Source organism: Limnobacter sp. (assembly GCF_964228395.1).
Taxonomy (GTDB): Bacteria; Pseudomonadota; Gammaproteobacteria; order Burkholderiales; family Burkholderiaceae_B; genus Limnobacter.
Genome location: NZ_CAXQZX010000122.1, coordinates 39,014 through 54,360 on the forward strand (window position 1 = coordinate 39,014; position 15,347 = coordinate 54,360).

The following is a 15,347-nucleotide window of genomic DNA, read 5'->3' on the forward strand; positions in this document are numbered from 1 at the left end:
GCCTCCGAACGTTTTCACTTTGACGATCCCCATGAACCGTTTGCCCGCCAAGCCGACGTGCCGAAAGTTGGCTGTGTTGCTGTTTTTATTTTTACCCTTGGGAGCCTGCGGCATGTACCTGGACAACCTGATTTTGTCTTCCCCGGTTGAAGGGCAAATCCTTGATCACCGAAGGCCAGTGCCGGGTTTAACCCTCGAACGAAGTCTAATGTGGAATGTTGAACAAAGGCCTCGTCTTGATTACGCGATTACCGGCGACGATGGTCGGTTCACTTTCCCAGAGGTGCGCGCTTCTTATGACTTTGGTTGGCTATCAAAATATTTGCACCAGCCGACCGTCAGTCAGTCTATTTACGTAAAAACTCCTGAAAGAGATCTGCTTGCCTTTGCAAACACCCGAAGTTCCTATCGTCCCATGGCTGAAACTGGCTTTCCGGTGGTGTCTATGGTTTGTGATTTGAAAACAGTCAACCCAATCAACGAAGTTGTGTGGAAACTGGCGTGTGTTCTTGAGAAGAAGGGGGCGTTTGGCCGTGAGTAATATTGTTTTGTCTCCTAAAGATGTTCATTTACTTTCATCACTTGCTTATGCTTCAGACACGCTCTACAGAAAGGCTAAAGTTCTTTCGCCAAAGGCTGGGCAGCAAACATTGAAGGCACCTGGGGCGCTTCGTGACCGATGGTGGCCGCAGGCGTCCAAAAACAATTCATTGCATGGGCCATAGCCTGGGCGGGGCCTTGGCCAATCTGAATGCTGCTGTGCTTAACGACATGGGGTTTGATGTTCATCTGTACACCATCGGTGCTCCGCGGGTTGGATTGCTGCCTTTTGCAAATGATTTGATTCAGCGCATTTTATGGTCGATGGCTATGGTTTGATGAGGTACAAAAGAAGCTGGAAAGATTTTTGCCAGCCAACCTCGGTGTTGCGAGCCCACATCCATGATTTGAACCAGGCCCTCGCTCAAGTGGGCGGAGGGCAAATGTTCAGTGTCACGGTGTTGCGCTTCATTGGTGATGCGCTCACGGCCTTGGCCAAGTTGTTTGGCTATGTGTATTTAAGTTGCTTGCAAGTGGGGTTTTCTGCATTGTTCACCGCCGCAGATTTGCTGGCCGAAATGTTGATCAAGGTGTCGCGGGCCAATGATGAATTTGTGAATGCGGTTCGCAATATCCTCAATGGCATGTTGGGTTTCATGGGTAGGGCAGCGCTTGGCTCGGGCGATGTCGCGGTAAGTACCTTGAGGTGGATTGTGTCTCAATTTGCCACCGAGGTCGGTGGTTTGGGGCAACAAGCCATGATCAGGGTTTTAAAGGGAAATGGCGCGTAAGACTTTCACTTAAGTTTTCAATTAAGCCATGCCTTGTGCATGCAGGGCATCGTTGACCAGTTCAAGGCGTAGCAGTGGGTTGTCCAGCACAAGCAGTTGCAGCTTGGTGGATTTGGCCAGGGGCATCAATTCAGCCCAACGGTTGGCCACCCAGCCGCAGTCTTCAAAGTGGTATGGGGGGTAAAAGGGCATTTGCTCATCAGGAATGCCTTGCAAGGCCACTTGTTCCATCAACTCCTCCAATTTTTTGGCAGTGTGTTGAAGGTCATCGGGCACGGGCACTTGCGCGTCTTTTTCTAGGACGCGGATTTGGCCCATCCACAGGCCTGCAGCTTCTTGTTGTGCGCTGTGTAGTTCAAATCGCTGTGTGCCGATGCACTGAATTCTGAACAGGGCAGGGGTGACTTCTTCAAAGTGCTCAACACGGGCGAGGGTGCCATATTTGGCCAGGCTGATTTGCTCGCCGGGGCGGCGAACCTCGTTGCCGTCCAGAAGACTAACCACGCCAAATGGCGTGTTGTTTTGAACGCAACGTTTAATCAGATTAAGGTAGCGCACTTCAAAAATTTGCAAGGGCAATGCACCGTCAGGAAACAGCACAGACCCCAGCGGAAACAGTGGCATGCTGGTGGTGTTCACGTTGAGCTTCTCCAATGCGCGATGAGGCCAATCAAAAGCAACCCCAAGGCCACCTATCCACTTTGACCACACGTTCTATTTATGAAGTGTAGGCGCTGGCCCCGAGTTTGGCCAGCAGCAAAAACCCCACCACACTCCCCAACCCAGTCAATAGGCCGGCCAGCCGGGCTTGTAGTCCTTATCGCAATAAGCGTTTTGAATTGCGTGCCGTTGGTGTTGGTATTGACAGCCTGGTTTGACCGGGCCAATGATGTTGCGGGCAACACAAATGAATTGGAGTTGTATGTTCAATGCACTTTCGATGCGAGTGGGTTTTATTTGGAGCAGGGGGTGATGCGAATGTTTGTTTATGCCCTGTTGCTGCTGGCTTTGGTGTTTGCTGCGTGGTGGGTGCTGCAAAAGCCCAGTCATAATCGGGATTGGGCAGACGATGTCGCGCACATGTTGCAGGCCGATGTACAAGGCGACAGGGTAACTTTGCACAATGTGCGCAATTTTGAGTGGCGTACCGAGACCGACTACACCCCGCGTTGGGAAACCCGCCAATACAATCTGGATGAATTGCAGCGGGCCGATTTGCTGTTGTCGTATTGGATGGGGCCCAAGATTGCGCACACGCTGGTCTCGTTTGGTTTTGCAGATGGGCGTTACATCACTTTTTCTATCGAGATTCGCAAAGAGCGGCACGAGAAGTTTTCTGCATGGAAGGGCTTCTTTAGGCAGTACGAGGCCATTTTGGTGGCGGCCGATGAGGCTGATATTGTGCGCACCCGAACCAATGCGCGTGGGGAAGAGGTTTATCTGTACCGGCTGGAGGTGCCGCCTGAGCAATTGCGCAAGGTGTTTTTGGCCTATGTGAACAAGGCCAATGCATTGGCCCAAAAACCGGAGTTTTACAACACACTGACCAGCAATTGCACCACGGTGGTGTTTGACATGGCCCGCCAAATTGCACCTGGTTTGCCATTGGATTACCGCCTACTGCTGTCGGGTTATTTTGCCGAATATGCCTATGAGCAGGGGGCGCTTGCCACTGGGCACACCTATGGTGAGTTGCATGGCAAAGGAAGCATTGTGGAGCGCGCTTTGGCCACCAGGCCTGGGGATAATTTTTCAGAGGCCATTCGGCAGGGGGTACCCTAGCGTGAGCGCAGGCTCGGCCTAACAACCGCCTGCCCAGCGCGGGTCATTGATCGAATAGCGCCGCACCTTCAGATAGTCCTCGGGGTCTTGCAGGTAGTCCACTTGCGGTGGGTTGGGCAAGGTGGCCACCGCATCCAGCCAACTCTGTTTGTAGGCGTCAGCCCCGCCGCCCACTGCGGGGGCCCAGGCGTCGTGGTGGGTGGGCAATGCCACTTTGGGGCGTGCAGCGGCGACGTAGGCCAGGGCATCCCGGTAGGCACTTGTCACCATGCCAAACCCGACAATGGCGTTGAGTTGAACATCGGTGCATTCGGGCATGTTGCGAATGGCTCGGTCTATGGCTTGGCTGGTGGGGTTGTCGGGTTTCATGATCCCCGTGGAGTCGTGCCAGAAAAACGAGAATTCGTCCACGCTGAATTGGTAGGCCCATGTGCCCCCCGCGGGCTGGCCTGCGCCACCATCGTCCGGCAGGGTTTGCAAAAAGCGCAGCGCTTCACCCATGTTGGTGTTGAGGTAGGTCGGGAAGGTGAGCACATCTGGAATGTAAACCAGGGGTGCGCCGCCTGCCAATAGGTCGCCGGGCTCGGCGGCGGAGTGGGTGTGCTGAATCACATGCACCGGGGGCAGGTCTTCCCAAATGCCCAAGGATTGTGTGCTGCCGGGGCCTGGCTGTGTGGCATCGCCCAGATTCAAACAGGGGAAGTTTGCAGGCAGGCCTTCCTCGCTGGCGCGTTCACGCGCGGTGTCGCACACGGTGCTGCCTGCCACCAGCACTGCGTTGCTGCGCGCTGCAATGTACCCGGCATCGGCTGCATGATCAAAGTGGCCGTGGCCGATAAAAATGGCCTCGGGTTGCAGGGCGGCAAGTTCCTCCCGGCCAATGGGTACGTAGTTGGCATGCATCCCAACAATTTCCCAAGCGTCCAGCAAGAATAAGTGGCCTTTCATGCTGACCACAAAACTTGACACACCCACCCACCAAAATTGGACCACATCGGGGTCCATGGCCCCTGGCCCCAGAATTTGCTCCCGAACCTGTGTAAGCACAGGGTTGTTTTGTGCAGCAGGAAGGGGTACAAAAGTATCACGTGTGAACACATTGGGCCGGGTTTCGGCGGCTTGTACCCCGCGTGCTGTGCTTGGGTTGTCGCTTGAGTTGCCGCCCAGGCAGGCACTCAGGATCACAGTGCAGAAGGTGCTGAGTAGGGTAGACAGTAGGCGTATCATGCTTTGGCTCATGGCGTAGGTGTTTGCATGGTACTTCCTTGAATGAAAAACAGATTTTTTAAGGTGTTTAAAATTGACATTGTGTAAATATTAATGCTTAAATTTGGGCTGGGGTGCAGGTGCGTGGCCCGTTGTCCAATTTCATACGGTGCATGTGATGTCTGTTAAAACCCTGCTGATGCCCTTCATTACCCAGCGCATGTTGTCGCGCAAGCGGCTATTGGCAAAAAGGGAGCGTGCCGAAAGTTTGCGCGCCAAGCAGGGTAGGCCACACACCCTGATGTACTTCCACCAAGTGGATGACCCTTACAGCGCGTTGGTGGTGCAGGTGCTGGGTAAGTTGATGGCCGCTTATGACGTGACCCTGCAAGTGCACCTGGTCAGCCCACCCCCTGATGCAGCCGCGCCCGAGCGCGACAAACTGGTGGCTTACAGCCGCACGGATGCCACCCATTTGGCCCGTTACTGGGGCCTGGTGTTTGAAGACCCAGGCCAGCAACCCAAGCCCGAGGCGGTGGGGCAAGCCAGTTTGTTGTTGCTCAATGCCATTGAGGCGGGCGTGTTTGTGGACGATGCCCAGGCCATTACCCACACCCTGTGGCAAGGCTTGCCATTGCCACCCGGGCCCGCCGCCACCCTGGCCAAGCTGAAAGAGCACCAAAGCCTTGCAGACCGATTGCGTGAGCGACTTGGGCACTACCTGGGCGGCATGCTGTATTACGAAGGCGAGTGGTATTGGGGCATTGATCGCCTATACCACCTGGAGGAACGCTGGCGGGGCTTGGGCCTTGCACGCAAGCCTGGCCACGGTTTTTTGTTTCCAAGAATTCCAGATCTAAAGCTGGAACAGCCTGCCAGCGCTGCCAACGAAATTGACTTTTTCTTTTCATTCCGAAGCCCCTACTCCGCCATTGTGGCGCCAAGGGTATTCGAACTGGCGCGGCTCACCGGGGTGAGGGTGAATTTAAAATTTGTGCTGCCCATGGTGATGCGAGGCCTGCCCGTGCCTGCCCCAAAACGCCAATATATTGTGCATGACACAGCGAGAGAAGCCCACGCACGCGGCATTCCCTTTGGGCGCTTGAACGATCCGGTGGGCGCGCCCGCTGAGCGCGCATTGGCCATCATGCCTTTGGCCATTGCCCAAACGCGTGGCGAACAATTTGTATTGAGCTTTATGCAAGGGGTTTGGGCTGAGGGGATGGACGCAGGCAGTGACAAGGGTCTGCGCATTATTTGCGACCGTGCCGGGTTGGATTGGGGGGATGTGCAACTTGCTTTGCAGGATGGCACCTGGCGGGCCCAGGCCGAGGCCAATCGTGAGCTGTTGTTTTCTTTGGGCTTGTGGGGCGTGCCTTCGTTCAGGGTGGGCAATACGGTAACGTGGGGTCAAGACCGTCTGTGGTTGCTGCAACAAGCCCTGTTGGCAACGCCACAAGCGGTGTGAGTTTAAAGATTCATCAAAGGCTTGCTCAGGGCAGCCAGCGCCGTTCAAAGTTGATGTTTTTGCTGCCTGCAGGCAGGCTGATCCAGTCCCCGTCTTCACCGATGCGCAAGGTGCCGCTGTACAGCTTCGGCGCATCGCCCAGAAACTCTTCCTTCAGTGTGGGCAGTGGCAAGGGCGGCACAATGTGGGTATAAACCACCGCTTGCACACCAGCTTGCGCCGCAGTTTGGGCCACGTCGACCGGGCTGGCGTGGTAGTCGGTGATGTCACCGAAAATGGCCGCCAATTTGGTGCGTTGAGACTTCTGTGCAATGGTTTGTAAGGTGCCCACCAACTGCGGGTTGAGTGCTTCGTGTATCAACAGATCTGCGCCCTTGGCAGCTGCAAGCACATTGCCTGATTTTTTAGTGTCTCCGCTGATCACCACGCTTCGATCTTTGTAGGTGATTTTGTAGCCCACAGCCGGGCTCACTGGGGCATGGTCTACCGCAAAACTTTCCACCCGCAGGTTGGGTGCTTCAAATACGGTGGCAAAGGACTCACCTTGCACATCGAACGTGGCCGTTTGGGCCCCAGCCAAATGGGGCGGCATGATTTGCGGCGTGTGGTGCGCCACGCGGTATTGGGTGTCTTGCCGGTAGGCCAGGCCGAATCCTTGTATTACTTCTTCCACACCGGTGGGGCCGTGCACCACCAGTGGCTGATCGGTGAGGGTTTGCGCCCAGCGGGTCATCATCAATTCGCCCAATCCATCGATGTGATCTGAATGGTAATGGGTTAAAAACACATGGCCAATTTGCCCAGTGTTCAGGTTCATGCGGGCAATCTGTTTGGCGGCTCCGCCACCGGCGTCAAACAACATCACGGTTGGGCCAGCCACAACAATGGTGCAGGCGGCGCTGCGTTGCGGGTCGGGGAAGGGTGAACCCGTGCCGCACAGGCCAATGTGCAAGCCATCGTCCAGGTGATTCAGCGTTGCGGTCATGCGCTGTGAGGCATTGCGTTCCACCAAGAAATAGGTAATGGCTTGGCGCTGTGTGTACGCCACAACAGCGCCCACACCTATGAAGGCCAGCCCCAAGGTCAGTGCTTGTTTTTTGTTCATGGTTTGGCCTCGACCCAAATGGGCGAGCTCCAGGCCCGCTCCTGTTGCGTGATCATTCGGAATTCGCCTGTAAAACTGCCCGGGTTGCCGCTGATGGCACAGCACCCTTCGTAACCGGCCAGTCCACTTTGCTCTGGAAATTTGCCATTGGCTGGGTCAAGCAAATTGCATTGCACCCCTTTGGCCACACAAATGCGGGTGCTCCATCGGCAGGTGTTGTTCTCCAGCGCGCGGGCGTAGTAGGCGGCCCCCGCTTTGGGGTCAAAGTTTTTGTCGTGGAACACGGCGCACATTTGCTCGGGGCCGCGTTGTTCGGTGGCGCAATTGGGTGCGGGTTGAGGCGCGTTGCGGTTCTCTAGCAAGGTGAACAATTGCTGCCTGCGTTCGCCTTGGCCGTCGGCCCAGGTTTTGATGATTTCCAGTTTTTGCAAGGGGGTGCCGGGCTCAGCGCCGCCGGGGTCTTGCAAGGCATAGGCCACAATGTAGGGGCCTTTTCCGTCGATCACCAAATTGCCACCCATGTTCACGCCATCCACTCGGCCTTCATCCACCGGGCTTTGGCCAGCAGCCAGCAAATCGCAAATATTGCCCGGAAAGGGTTTGCTGGAGGCCAGGGTGCGAATGCGCATGCGTGAGCCAGAGGTGGCAAAGGTTTCACGGCGTTTCAGCGCCGCAAAAATTTCTTCTCGAGTGTTCTCGCGGGCCCACACCCCTGCCAGTCCACCCGGCGTGAAGTTGGAGGCCACTGGGTTGAAATGCCGATCGCGGCAATTGGCGGGGTCACTGGGATTGTTGGTGTTCGCTGGCGGTTTAAAGCCAGTGATGGGGTCGGTGGGCAAGGGTTGTGGGCGGCAATCCCAGCGGCCCAAGGCTTCGTCGGGCTCATCATCGAGCACTCCACCGTGCCCGGGGTTGCGGGCAAACTGCGCCTTTTCGGTATAGCCCGCAATGCCATTGTGCGTGTCGCTGGACCCAATAAAACCGTATTCATAGGGGTTAATGCCCGCGGTCTTTTTCAATGCTTGCCCTTCGGCAATCACGTTGCGCGCATAGTCCAGCGGGGCGGTACAGTCGGAAGGGCTTGAGCCCCCGATGGCACTGCTGGTGCACACACTCGAGGCATGAATGGACCGACCTGCGCCTTGGTTGTTGTTGACCTGGCAGAACAGGGGGTCGCTGGCCTTGCCTTTGCACACGGTTTTGCATTCGGCGGGGTCGTCCTGCAAGCCGCGGCACAGGGTTTTCCATTCTTCAAAGCCACAGCCGGATCCCTCTTCGCCTTGCAAACCCTGGTTAAAGCCAAGTAAACATTCGCTGGCGCCTTTGTGCTGGATAATTTCCAGCACGCGATCCATGGCGTGCCGCAAATTGGCATCGGCCTTGGTGAGTGGGGCATTGTCCCGTGCGGGTGGCAGGCCAGTGGCGGGGTCGCGTGCACGAACAAAGCGTCCATCGCTTTGGTTCATGCTGTGAGGGATGGTGACCACATCGCAATTGCCTTTGGCCACACATTCGCTTTGCAGGGCATCAAACAGCATCCACTCGTCGTTGGTGTTGTCATCGGTGGGCACCGGGGGTACCGAACTCACCACGTTGGCTGGTACATTCGCATCGCGGAAAATCACGTTGCGGTGTAGCACCTGCCCCCCTTTGTTCGAGGAAAACTCGTAGCCGTGCAGGGTGGTGAATTTGCAGGGTGTGTATTCTTCGTTGGTGATGGCCTGAATTTGCTGCCACGTGCTGGAGCTGGGAATGCGGCTGCCTGCGCTGGTGACCAGTTGCAGGTACAAGGGCACATTGCCTGTGATGAACACTGACACGTTGTCGCGAATAAACCCGCCAAATACATCACAGGCTGGGTTGGTGCCTGCGGGCACGCGACCCTGTGCCTCGCACAGGTTGGAGAACGTGCCCAGTTGCTCGGCGTGTTCGGTGACCGCCGCAAAATCAAGAGGGCGATCGATTTGAATACGGCGGGCTGGTGTGTCGGGGTCATCACCCGAAGGTAGAAACTGTGGGTCGCCCTGGGCATATCGATAAGCCTGCCGTGGTCCATTGATGGAATTGAAAAAATACGCATCAAACGACAGCTTGGTGTGAATGTGCAGGTCACCAAAGTAGGCTTGTTTGCGGTTGCTGGTGCTGCCAGTGCAGGTGAGGGGGGTGCCCGGGTTCTCGTTGGGGGTGACCACCGTGGGGTTGTTGGATGCATTGTTGGTTTCACCATTGCCCCCCAGGCAGGCTGCCAGCAACACAGGCAATGTGAGCGCCAAACCAGCGCGGGCCTTGATCAAATTAAACATAGGTGGCTACCCTTTGTATGGTCCAGTGCAATGAAAAGCCACCCAGCAACAGCAGCAGGGTGTGGTGTGTGATTGAGGGCAGCGCCTGGAGGTGGGCACGCTTGAGCGCGGCAAACAGCGTCAGCAACAGGAGCACCACTGCAAGTTGGCCAGCCTCAAGCCCCAGGTTGAATGCCAGCAAGGCCTGCCACAGTGCCTCGGCAGGAAAGCCCTTGTCGACCATCGACAGTGCAAACCCCGAGCCGTGCAACAAGCCAAACAAGGCAATAAGCACCCAGTGGGCACGGCTTGGTGTGTTGTATTGGGGCAAAGCGATTTGAACGGCGAGGTACAGCACGCTGAGTGCTATCCATGCCTCGATGGCCCGTGTGGGCACAGCCAGCCAGCCCAGCACCACCAGTGCCAATGTGATGCTGTGCCCCACAGTGAACAGGGTGAGTTGCCCCACCAGCTGCCCTACCGTGCCTTGCTGTTTGCGCCAAAGCAAAAAAAGACCGGTGATAAACAGCACATGGTCCAAGCCAAGCAGCATGTGTTCAATCCCAATCTGGAAATAGCTGGTCCATTGCAAGGGCGGGTCTCCCCTGTGAAGGCCCAGGCTGGGCCGTTGTGGCGTGAGCACGCCGTGGATGGTTTGGCCACCCAGGAGGTCAGCTCGAACAATGAGGTCGGGTGCCAGCCGAACAAAACCAGAGGCGTGCAAGCTGTGCTCATGCAAAGGGCCGCCGCATGCAAATTGCGCGGTCTGGATGATCTCGTTGTCGTGCAGTGTGGCCAGGCCCAAGGGGGTGATTTGGCAGCTTGGCGTGAACGCAAAGTCGATGGGGGCCATGCTGCCATCGGCCCCTTGGCTGCGCTTAAACACCAATTGCCCCTGCCCACTTGAAAATTCCCGAAGTTGAAGTGCGCTGGTGCCCATTTCGTGGGCCATGCCGTTGCCCAGCATCAACACCAAACACAGGCCCAACAAGGTTTGGGCCAACCACACCAAGGTGGCCGGGTTGCGCAGTGGGCGGCGCTTATTCATCGCGTTGCTCCACGGTGTAGCTGTTCAATATGGTGGCCAGTGCGGCATCGTTCATGGCCTCGCGCTGGGCGGCCATCACATCGATACGCAGGCGTTCGCCAGCCTCGTCCACGGTTATGGTGCGTCCTTTGCGGTGTTCAAGCACCTTGACCAAATGCACCCCCAAGGCTGAATTCATCGGTTCTGACCATTGCCCCACTGGCAGTTCAACAATGCGATCCACCAAGGCGCTGCCCAGGTCGCGATTCAGCTGCAGGTGGTCCACGGGCGCCTGTGAGGCATCCAGTGGAAAGGGATCCCCAGCCTTTAAACTCGGGTTTGTTGCCAGATTGATCAAATGCTGGCGGGCGTGCATGAGCGCATCATCGCCACGCTTGCCACGGCTAAAAAACACATGCTCGAATTGAAGTGCGTGGCCGGTCTGGTAGTGCTCGGCATGCGCATCAAGGTAGGCCTGCAGCTGCTCGCGCGTGGGTTGTTCCAAGGGGGTCATGCCTTCCAGTAAAAACCGCATTTTTTGCACCACACGGCGTTTTACAATCAGGTCGTCTTGTTCGAGACCCAGTTTTAGGCCCTCGCGGTACAGCACCTCCTCCTCCAGGTAATTCTGCATGGCATGTTCCAGCGCGGCCTCGCTGGGGGTGGGCATGCCGGGTTGGCTAAGCTGCTGGCGCACAAATTCCCGGTGCGCGGGTGTGAGCACCACGGTTTGGGGGGAGGCTTCCTCTGGGGCTGCCCATTCAAGCAGGGCGATGCCGGCAGCCACCGCCACAAAGCCCATCAGTACTGCTTTGGAGGTGAATTCGCCAGCCATGGGCGCTCCTTAAATTTTGATGTAACGCCACAGCCCGCTGGGCATGTTGGCCAACAAAGGTTTGACCGCACGCCAGGGGTAGCCTGGCACCACGCCAGTGCTGCGGCGTTTGCGAATGTGCTGCATCATTTCGCGGGCTGCCTGTTCGGCCGACACCAGAAAGGGAAACTGCTCCATGTTGTCGACGATGTCGGTTTTGACGAAGCCCGGCAGAATTTTGGTGACATGGATGTTGTACCGCTTCAGCTCGATAGCGGATGCATCCAGGTACATTGAAAAACCCGCTTTGGTGGCACAGTAAGCCGCTTGCTTGGGGATGGGGGTGAGTGACGCCAGCGAAGAAATGCCCACAATATGGCCGGCCTTTCGGGCCCGAAAATACTCGGCCGCAGCGTCCACCGTGGCCACTGCCCCCAGCAGGTTGGTTTGAATCATGTCCAGTTGTTCCTGCAGTTGGCCTTTGCCCACGCCGGTGAGTTGATTGGCACCAGCGTTGGCCACCACCACATCGACCTGTGCAAATTTGCCGATGAGTGCAGTCATGGATTTGGGCACTTGGGCCGTGTCTTGAACATCCATGGCCAACCATTCGACTTGCTTGCCTGCCATGCTGGGCATGGCCAGCAGTTGCTCTTTAAGGGCTTGAAGGCGCTCTGTGCGGCGCGCGGTTAAGCCAAGGTTGTAGCCTTGGCGACCCATTTCAAGGGCCAGGGCCAGGCCAATGCCAGAAGATGCGCCAGTGATGATCGCGGTTTGGTTCATGCTGCTTGTTCCAGTGTTGAGGGCAATTCGGTCACGGCCACGGTGAGTGCCATGCGTTCAACCCGTGGCAGGGGCATGGCAAGAATGTCGCGTGCGTGGTGTTGGGCTAGCCACTGTTCGACGGCGTTTTGGTCTGCCCTTGACATGGCGCGGTAGCAATCCAGTGCGCGTTGCATCATCCACACCGTGTAGCCCAGGCCCATGCGTTGAAAAGGCATGTCGCCCATGCGGGTTTCAACCATGCCCACGCTACGGGGCAGGCGGGTGTTTAGGCCACGTTGCTGGGCCGCTTTGCACAATAGCTCGCCAGTGCGTTGAACCATGGGTACAAATTCATGCAGCACCGAGTGCCAAACGGGGTTAAGGCTGGTTGGCATTGGTCCCGGTGGTATTAACTCGCCCCTGTGGTGCGGGGCGGGGTTGCTCATGCGCTCTAACCAGGCCTTCAGGTGGGGGCGGGGGTCCACCAGTTCGCGTTTGGGCCAAGGGTCGCGGCCCAGGTGCCCATACATGGTGCCCACCAGGCCAAAATCCCCAAGGCTGGGCCGCTCGCCCAGCAAAAAACCATGCTTTGCAAAGTGGGCATCCAGCGCATCGAGCATGTGGGTGGTCCAGCGGTTCATCGTGTTGTGCTGGGCGGGGGTAATGCCCACGCCAGGCAGCATGCTTTTTAAGAACCGAGCTGGCTTGGCTGCTGCCTTGTTTTGCAAAAAACGCGGCGCAAAAGGCAACAGGGCTTGGCCGGCGTCATGTTCAAACAGGGCGTAGTTTTCTGGGTAATTCCAGCGCGTGTGCATGGCGATGGGCACCCACCATTCATCGCCCCAGGCTTCCAGCAAATAACTGGCAAAGCGTTGCACTGGGTCAGCGGGTATGACAAGGTTGGTGGGTATCTCGCGTTCAAAGCGGTCGATAATCACGCTGGTGTCTTGAATCCACTCCCCCGAGCTGGACTTCAACACGGGCATGACAGCAGCACCTGTTTTTTTCTTGATGGTCACCATGAGGGTGAACATGTTCACTGGCTTGAGTGTGAAGTTGGCCTGCTTGTAGCGCAGGTAACACAGCGCTTTGCCGGTGAAATAAGACAGATGCCAGCCGTACAGGGTGTAATGCGGTTTCATAAAGAACAGGGGTCGATGGAATGCCTTTATTTAAACACCAATATTTACATGGTGTCAACTTTAAATGGGGTGTGTCATACTCCGTAAACATTGATGCGTAGGTGTAGGCGATGGGCAAAATAGAAACACTAGAAAAACGACCCTATTTGGGCAAAGAAGAAAGAAAAAACCAGTTGGTGCAGGCAGCCGCAGCGCTGGTGGAGGCCCAGGGTTGGGCCGAATTGAACATGAGCACTCTGGCGCAGGCCAGCGGAGTAAGCCGTCAGCTGGTGTACCAGCATTTTCCAAGCCTGGAGAGCTTGCTCACTGCCACGGCCTGGGCCATTTTTGTGGACACCATGCAGGGCACGCAACAAGCCATTGCAGCCAATGCCCACGACATCAAGGCTGCCATTCGGGCAGCGGCGGTGGTGTCGATGGACATGCCTCAGGGGCGTGGCGACGCCCTGTGGCAGATGATTGCAGGCATGAACCAGAACATGCCCGAGTTGGAGACCATACGCACCGGCATTCGAGACCTGGTGCTTCGCATTTGGCTACCGCTTTTGAAGAAGCACCGCAGCATGAGCGACAAAGCCGCGGCCAGCCTGGTTTGGATGCTGATCATGGCCTTTTGGGGTGCACGCAACCTGGTGCGCGATGGTGTGGTTAGCCGCAAACAGGCTTTGGCCCAGTTTGATGTGTTGCTGGAATCGGTGTTTGGGTGATCATTTGCCGGCGAGAGTGTTCAGGACCCCTCAACCAGCCGCTCAACCAGTTGACGGACCGTTTTTTTGGCCTGCTCGGGGGTAAGCCCCTGGTCGCGCCGAAGTCGAACCCAGGTGTCCAGGCTTAACACCAAATCCAGTGCTTCAAAGGTGGCCTTTTTGTTCTGAATTTTTTTGGGCAAAAAGCCCTGCAGGAGCATGCGCTGCAGGGCCACGCTTTTTTCGTGTTTCTGCCTCAAAAACGGCGAAGTATGAAGGTGGGCGAGGGTGGACACATGGATGGGCATCAACTGCTCAAACATGGCGCTTCGCCGTTCAATGGCGTGTTGAAGTTTGTCTTGCCAGGTGCGCCCTTCAATTGGGCTTTGTAAGGCGGGGGCGATGATGGCATCCACTGCATGCGCCATTTCACGGTACAGGGTTTCCATGTCCTGAAAATGACGAAAAACGGTGCGAAGCCCCACGCCAGCCCGCTCTGACACCTCTTGGGCGGTTGGGGCAACCACGCCTTCACGAATAAAATCCAGGAACGCGCTCACAATCAGTTGCTTGTTGCGCAGACCCCGGTCGCGGCGACCATCCAGTTGTTCTACTACCATGTGCGACTCACCGATTTCTGTTGATGCGAGGGTACCACGGGCAATTGCTGCACAACAGCGGGGATGGCTTGTTTAACAGCTTCACCCAGCCATGGACCCAGCGTTGGTAAGTGCTCTGCCAGGGTCGATTTGACTGGCTCTGGCAAGGCTTGGTAACGGGTTCGCAGACGTTGGTAGCGCCAGGCGCGGTAGCGTTGTGTGGGCACGGCGATGGACACCCCCCGGTTGGTAAAGCTGAAATTTTTCTGGCTGGCCAACCATGCCTCTTCATTCAGGGCCATGTAGGGCAAAAACTCTTCGCAAGCCAATTGCAGCAAGGGCAAACATTCGGCAGCGATCCCCGTGGGCCAGGGCTGCGCATTGAAATGGGAAAGGCGCAGGTTCCACATGCGGGCCACCCACTCGTGCACGGCAGGCGCCTGGGTGCGCATGATGCCAGCGGGTGTGGGGTCGCAAAAGAAGTGGCGGAACATGCTGCCAAACAAGCCATAGTCTGCCAGGCTGGGGCGCTGGCCCAGCACAAAAGGTTGCGCTGCAAACAGGGGTTGTAGCACCGCAAGGCAGTCAGTGTATTGGCTCAAAATGCGTTGGCCGGTGCGGCGATTAAATCCATCGCCCCACAAAAAGTGCATGCGTTGGCGCGTGGTAATGACCAAGCGGCGCAGGGGCGTGGGCAAAGGCACATCGCGCATCATGCCCAATGCCAGCCGTTGCCCCATCAGGCGAGCATCCAGCGCATTGGCCCAACGGTGGGCCAGGGCTGGCCGCCACAGCCACTCGTCGCCAAAGTCTTCTAAAAACTGAGCCACAAACAGCATCAAAGGCGTGTTTGGCAGCACCGATGAGTCGGTGTGCAGGTTTTCAAGATATGGAATGATCAGTGTGGTGTCAGTCAGCCAACTGCCGTTGGTCCATTCCACCTGAGGCATTTGCAGCACACCCGTGGCCTTTCCGCATCGTTTGAAGTCAGCGGTGTCCATTTCGATCAGGGTGTAGGCAATGTCTTTGCCGCGCAAATACCCTTCTAACTTGCCGGTGAAATAAGACAAATCCAGGCCATGAACTTTCAAAGGTGCGTCAACCTGATGCATGGAAAGATCCTTGAGTTTTTTTGCAGTT

16 protein-coding genes are annotated in these 15,347 nt (G+C 56.7%); 6 read left to right on the forward strand and 10 right to left on the reverse strand.

The window, feature by feature from the left end:
• Window positions 1-31 precede the first annotated feature (31 nt).
• From ACEQU8_RS10080 to ACEQU8_RS10090, 3 genes are all read left to right on the forward strand, one after another.
• The gene (locus ACEQU8_RS10080) at window positions 32-541 is read left to right on the forward strand and encodes a DUF6795 domain-containing protein (protein WP_370263322.1); all 510 of its coding nucleotides are present in this window, start codon (window positions 32-34) and stop codon (window positions 539-541) included.
• Between the two features lie 173 nt (window positions 542-714).
• Complete coding sequence (locus tag ACEQU8_RS10085) at window positions 715-879, forward strand: hypothetical protein (RefSeq protein WP_370263324.1); 165 nt, start codon at window positions 715-717, stop codon at window positions 877-879.
• The gene (locus ACEQU8_RS10090) at window positions 879-1,331 is read left to right on the forward strand and encodes a hypothetical protein (RefSeq protein ID WP_370263325.1); all 453 of its coding nucleotides are present in this window, start codon (window positions 879-881) and stop codon (window positions 1,329-1,331) included. Before ACEQU8_RS10085 ends, ACEQU8_RS10090 begins: the two co-directional genes overlap by 1 nt.
• Before the next feature lie 21 nt (window positions 1,332-1,352).
• On the opposite strand, the gene ACEQU8_RS10095 is transcribed toward ACEQU8_RS10090, so the two are convergent.
• Entirely contained in the window at window positions 1,353-1,970 is a 618-nt protein-coding gene (locus ACEQU8_RS10095; RefSeq protein ID WP_370263326.1) for an LON peptidase substrate-binding domain-containing protein, read from the reverse strand.
• A 333-nt stretch (window positions 1,971-2,303) separates the two neighbouring features.
• Here ACEQU8_RS10095 and ACEQU8_RS10100 point away from each other — a divergent pair, with 333 nt between their 5' ends.
• Window positions 2,304-3,113, forward strand: coding sequence for a DUF4105 domain-containing protein (locus ACEQU8_RS10100; RefSeq protein ID WP_370263328.1), 810 nt, complete (start codon window positions 2,304-2,306; stop codon window positions 3,111-3,113).
• A gap of 18 nt (window positions 3,114-3,131) precedes the next feature.
• Here the strand turns inward: ACEQU8_RS10100 and ACEQU8_RS10105 are convergent, their stop codons facing one another.
• Window positions 3,132-4,352, reverse strand: a complete 1,221-nt coding sequence (locus tag ACEQU8_RS10105; protein ID WP_370263329.1) for an MBL fold metallo-hydrolase — start codon at window positions 4,350-4,352, stop codon at window positions 3,132-3,134.
• 145 nt (window positions 4,353-4,497) lie between these two features.
• Between ACEQU8_RS10105 and ACEQU8_RS10110 the strand changes: the two genes are divergently transcribed.
• On the forward strand, window positions 4,498-5,787 hold the full coding sequence (locus ACEQU8_RS10110; RefSeq protein WP_370263330.1) for a DsbA family protein: 1,290 nt from the start codon (window positions 4,498-4,500) through the stop codon (window positions 5,785-5,787).
• Window positions 5,788-5,812: 25 nt separating this feature from the next.
• Here ACEQU8_RS10110 and ACEQU8_RS10115 read toward each other — a convergent pair whose 3' ends face one another.
• Genes ACEQU8_RS10115 through ACEQU8_RS10140 form a run of 6 tightly spaced genes read right to left on the reverse strand, consistent with a single transcriptional unit; the run spans window position 5,813 to window position 12,922 of the window.
• A complete protein-coding gene (locus tag ACEQU8_RS10115) occupies window positions 5,813-6,892 on the reverse strand; it encodes an MBL fold metallo-hydrolase (RefSeq protein WP_370263331.1) in 1,080 nt (359 codons plus the stop codon).
• Complete coding sequence (locus ACEQU8_RS10120; RefSeq protein WP_370263333.1) at window positions 6,889-9,195, reverse strand: DUF3604 domain-containing protein; 2,307 nt, start codon at window positions 9,193-9,195, stop codon at window positions 6,889-6,891. The genes ACEQU8_RS10115 and ACEQU8_RS10120 overlap by 4 nt, the downstream gene beginning before the upstream one ends.
• Entirely contained in the window at window positions 9,188-10,222 is a 1,035-nt protein-coding gene (locus ACEQU8_RS10125) for a HupE/UreJ family protein (protein WP_370263334.1), read from the reverse strand. Before ACEQU8_RS10125 ends, ACEQU8_RS10120 begins: the two co-directional genes overlap by 8 nt.
• Complete coding sequence (locus ACEQU8_RS10130) at window positions 10,215-11,036, reverse strand: peptidyl-prolyl cis-trans isomerase (protein WP_370263335.1); 822 nt, start codon at window positions 11,034-11,036, stop codon at window positions 10,215-10,217. Before ACEQU8_RS10130 ends, ACEQU8_RS10125 begins: the two co-directional genes overlap by 8 nt.
• Window positions 11,037-11,045: 9 nt before the next feature.
• Window positions 11,046-11,798, reverse strand: a complete 753-nt coding sequence (locus ACEQU8_RS10135) for an SDR family NAD(P)-dependent oxidoreductase (protein ID WP_370263336.1) — start codon at window positions 11,796-11,798, stop codon at window positions 11,046-11,048.
• A complete protein-coding gene (locus tag ACEQU8_RS10140) occupies window positions 11,795-12,922 on the reverse strand; it encodes a glutathione S-transferase family protein (RefSeq protein WP_370263338.1) in 1,128 nt (375 codons plus the stop codon). Before ACEQU8_RS10140 ends, ACEQU8_RS10135 begins: the two co-directional genes overlap by 4 nt.
• Window positions 12,923-13,032: 110 nt before the next feature.
• On the opposite strand from ACEQU8_RS10140, the gene ACEQU8_RS10145 reads away from it, so the two are divergent.
• The gene (locus tag ACEQU8_RS10145; RefSeq protein ID WP_370263339.1) at window positions 13,033-13,629 is read left to right on the forward strand and encodes a TetR/AcrR family transcriptional regulator; all 597 of its coding nucleotides are present in this window, start codon (window positions 13,033-13,035) and stop codon (window positions 13,627-13,629) included.
• A gap of 20 nt (window positions 13,630-13,649) precedes the next feature.
• Here ACEQU8_RS10145 and ACEQU8_RS10150 read toward each other — a convergent pair whose 3' ends face one another.
• Both ACEQU8_RS10150 and ACEQU8_RS10155 read right to left on the reverse strand, forming a co-directional pair.
• Window positions 13,650-14,228: a TetR/AcrR family transcriptional regulator gene (locus ACEQU8_RS10150; protein WP_370263340.1), complete on the reverse strand. Its 579-nt coding sequence runs from the start codon at window positions 14,226-14,228 to the stop codon at window positions 13,650-13,652.
• Window positions 14,222-15,319, reverse strand: coding sequence for a glutathione binding-like protein (locus ACEQU8_RS10155; protein WP_370263342.1), 1,098 nt, complete (start codon window positions 15,317-15,319; stop codon window positions 14,222-14,224). The genes ACEQU8_RS10150 and ACEQU8_RS10155 overlap by 7 nt, the downstream gene beginning before the upstream one ends.
• Window positions 15,320-15,347: the final 28 nt, after the last annotated feature.

What these genes read in the sequence shown, in the direction of transcription:
- ACEQU8_RS10115 (WP_370263331.1), bottom strand. Translation starts at nt 6,892, where the DNA reads ATGAACAAAAAACAAGCACTGACCTTGGGGCTGGCCTTCATAGGTGTG.
- ACEQU8_RS10150 (WP_370263340.1), bottom strand. Translation starts at nt 14,228, where the DNA reads ATGGTAGTAGAACAACTGGATGGTCGCCGCGACCGGGGTCTGCGCAAC.
- ACEQU8_RS10125 (WP_370263334.1), bottom strand. Translation starts at nt 10,222, where the DNA reads ATGAATAAGCGCCGCCCACTGCGCAACCCGGCCACCTTGGTGTGGTTG.
- ACEQU8_RS10100 (WP_370263328.1), top strand. Translation starts at nt 2,304, where the DNA reads ATGCGAATGTTTGTTTATGCCCTGTTGCTGCTGGCTTTGGTGTTTGCT.
- ACEQU8_RS10105 (WP_370263329.1), bottom strand. Translation starts at nt 4,352, where the DNA reads ATGAGCCAAAGCATGATACGCCTACTGTCTACCCTACTCAGCACCTTC.
- ACEQU8_RS10085 (WP_370263324.1), top strand. Translation starts at nt 715, where the DNA reads ATGGGCCATAGCCTGGGCGGGGCCTTGGCCAATCTGAATGCTGCTGTG.
- ACEQU8_RS10140 (WP_370263338.1), bottom strand. Translation starts at nt 12,922, where the DNA reads ATGAAACCGCATTACACCCTGTACGGCTGGCATCTGTCTTATTTCACC.
- ACEQU8_RS10080 (WP_370263322.1), top strand. Translation starts at nt 32, where the DNA reads ATGAACCGTTTGCCCGCCAAGCCGACGTGCCGAAAGTTGGCTGTGTTG.
- ACEQU8_RS10120 (WP_370263333.1), bottom strand. Translation starts at nt 9,195, where the DNA reads ATGTTTAATTTGATCAAGGCCCGCGCTGGTTTGGCGCTCACATTGCCT.
- ACEQU8_RS10155 (WP_370263342.1), bottom strand. Translation starts at nt 15,319, where the DNA reads ATGCATCAGGTTGACGCACCTTTGAAAGTTCATGGCCTGGATTTGTCT.
- ACEQU8_RS10135 (WP_370263336.1), bottom strand. Translation starts at nt 11,798, where the DNA reads ATGAACCAAACCGCGATCATCACTGGCGCATCTTCTGGCATTGGCCTG.
- ACEQU8_RS10110 (WP_370263330.1), top strand. Translation starts at nt 4,498, where the DNA reads ATGTCTGTTAAAACCCTGCTGATGCCCTTCATTACCCAGCGCATGTTG.
- ACEQU8_RS10130 (WP_370263335.1), bottom strand. Translation starts at nt 11,036, where the DNA reads ATGGCTGGCGAATTCACCTCCAAAGCAGTACTGATGGGCTTTGTGGCG.
- ACEQU8_RS10090 (WP_370263325.1), top strand. Translation starts at nt 879, where the DNA reads ATGAGGTACAAAAGAAGCTGGAAAGATTTTTGCCAGCCAACCTCGGTG.
- ACEQU8_RS10145 (WP_370263339.1), top strand. Translation starts at nt 13,033, where the DNA reads ATGGGCAAAATAGAAACACTAGAAAAACGACCCTATTTGGGCAAAGAA.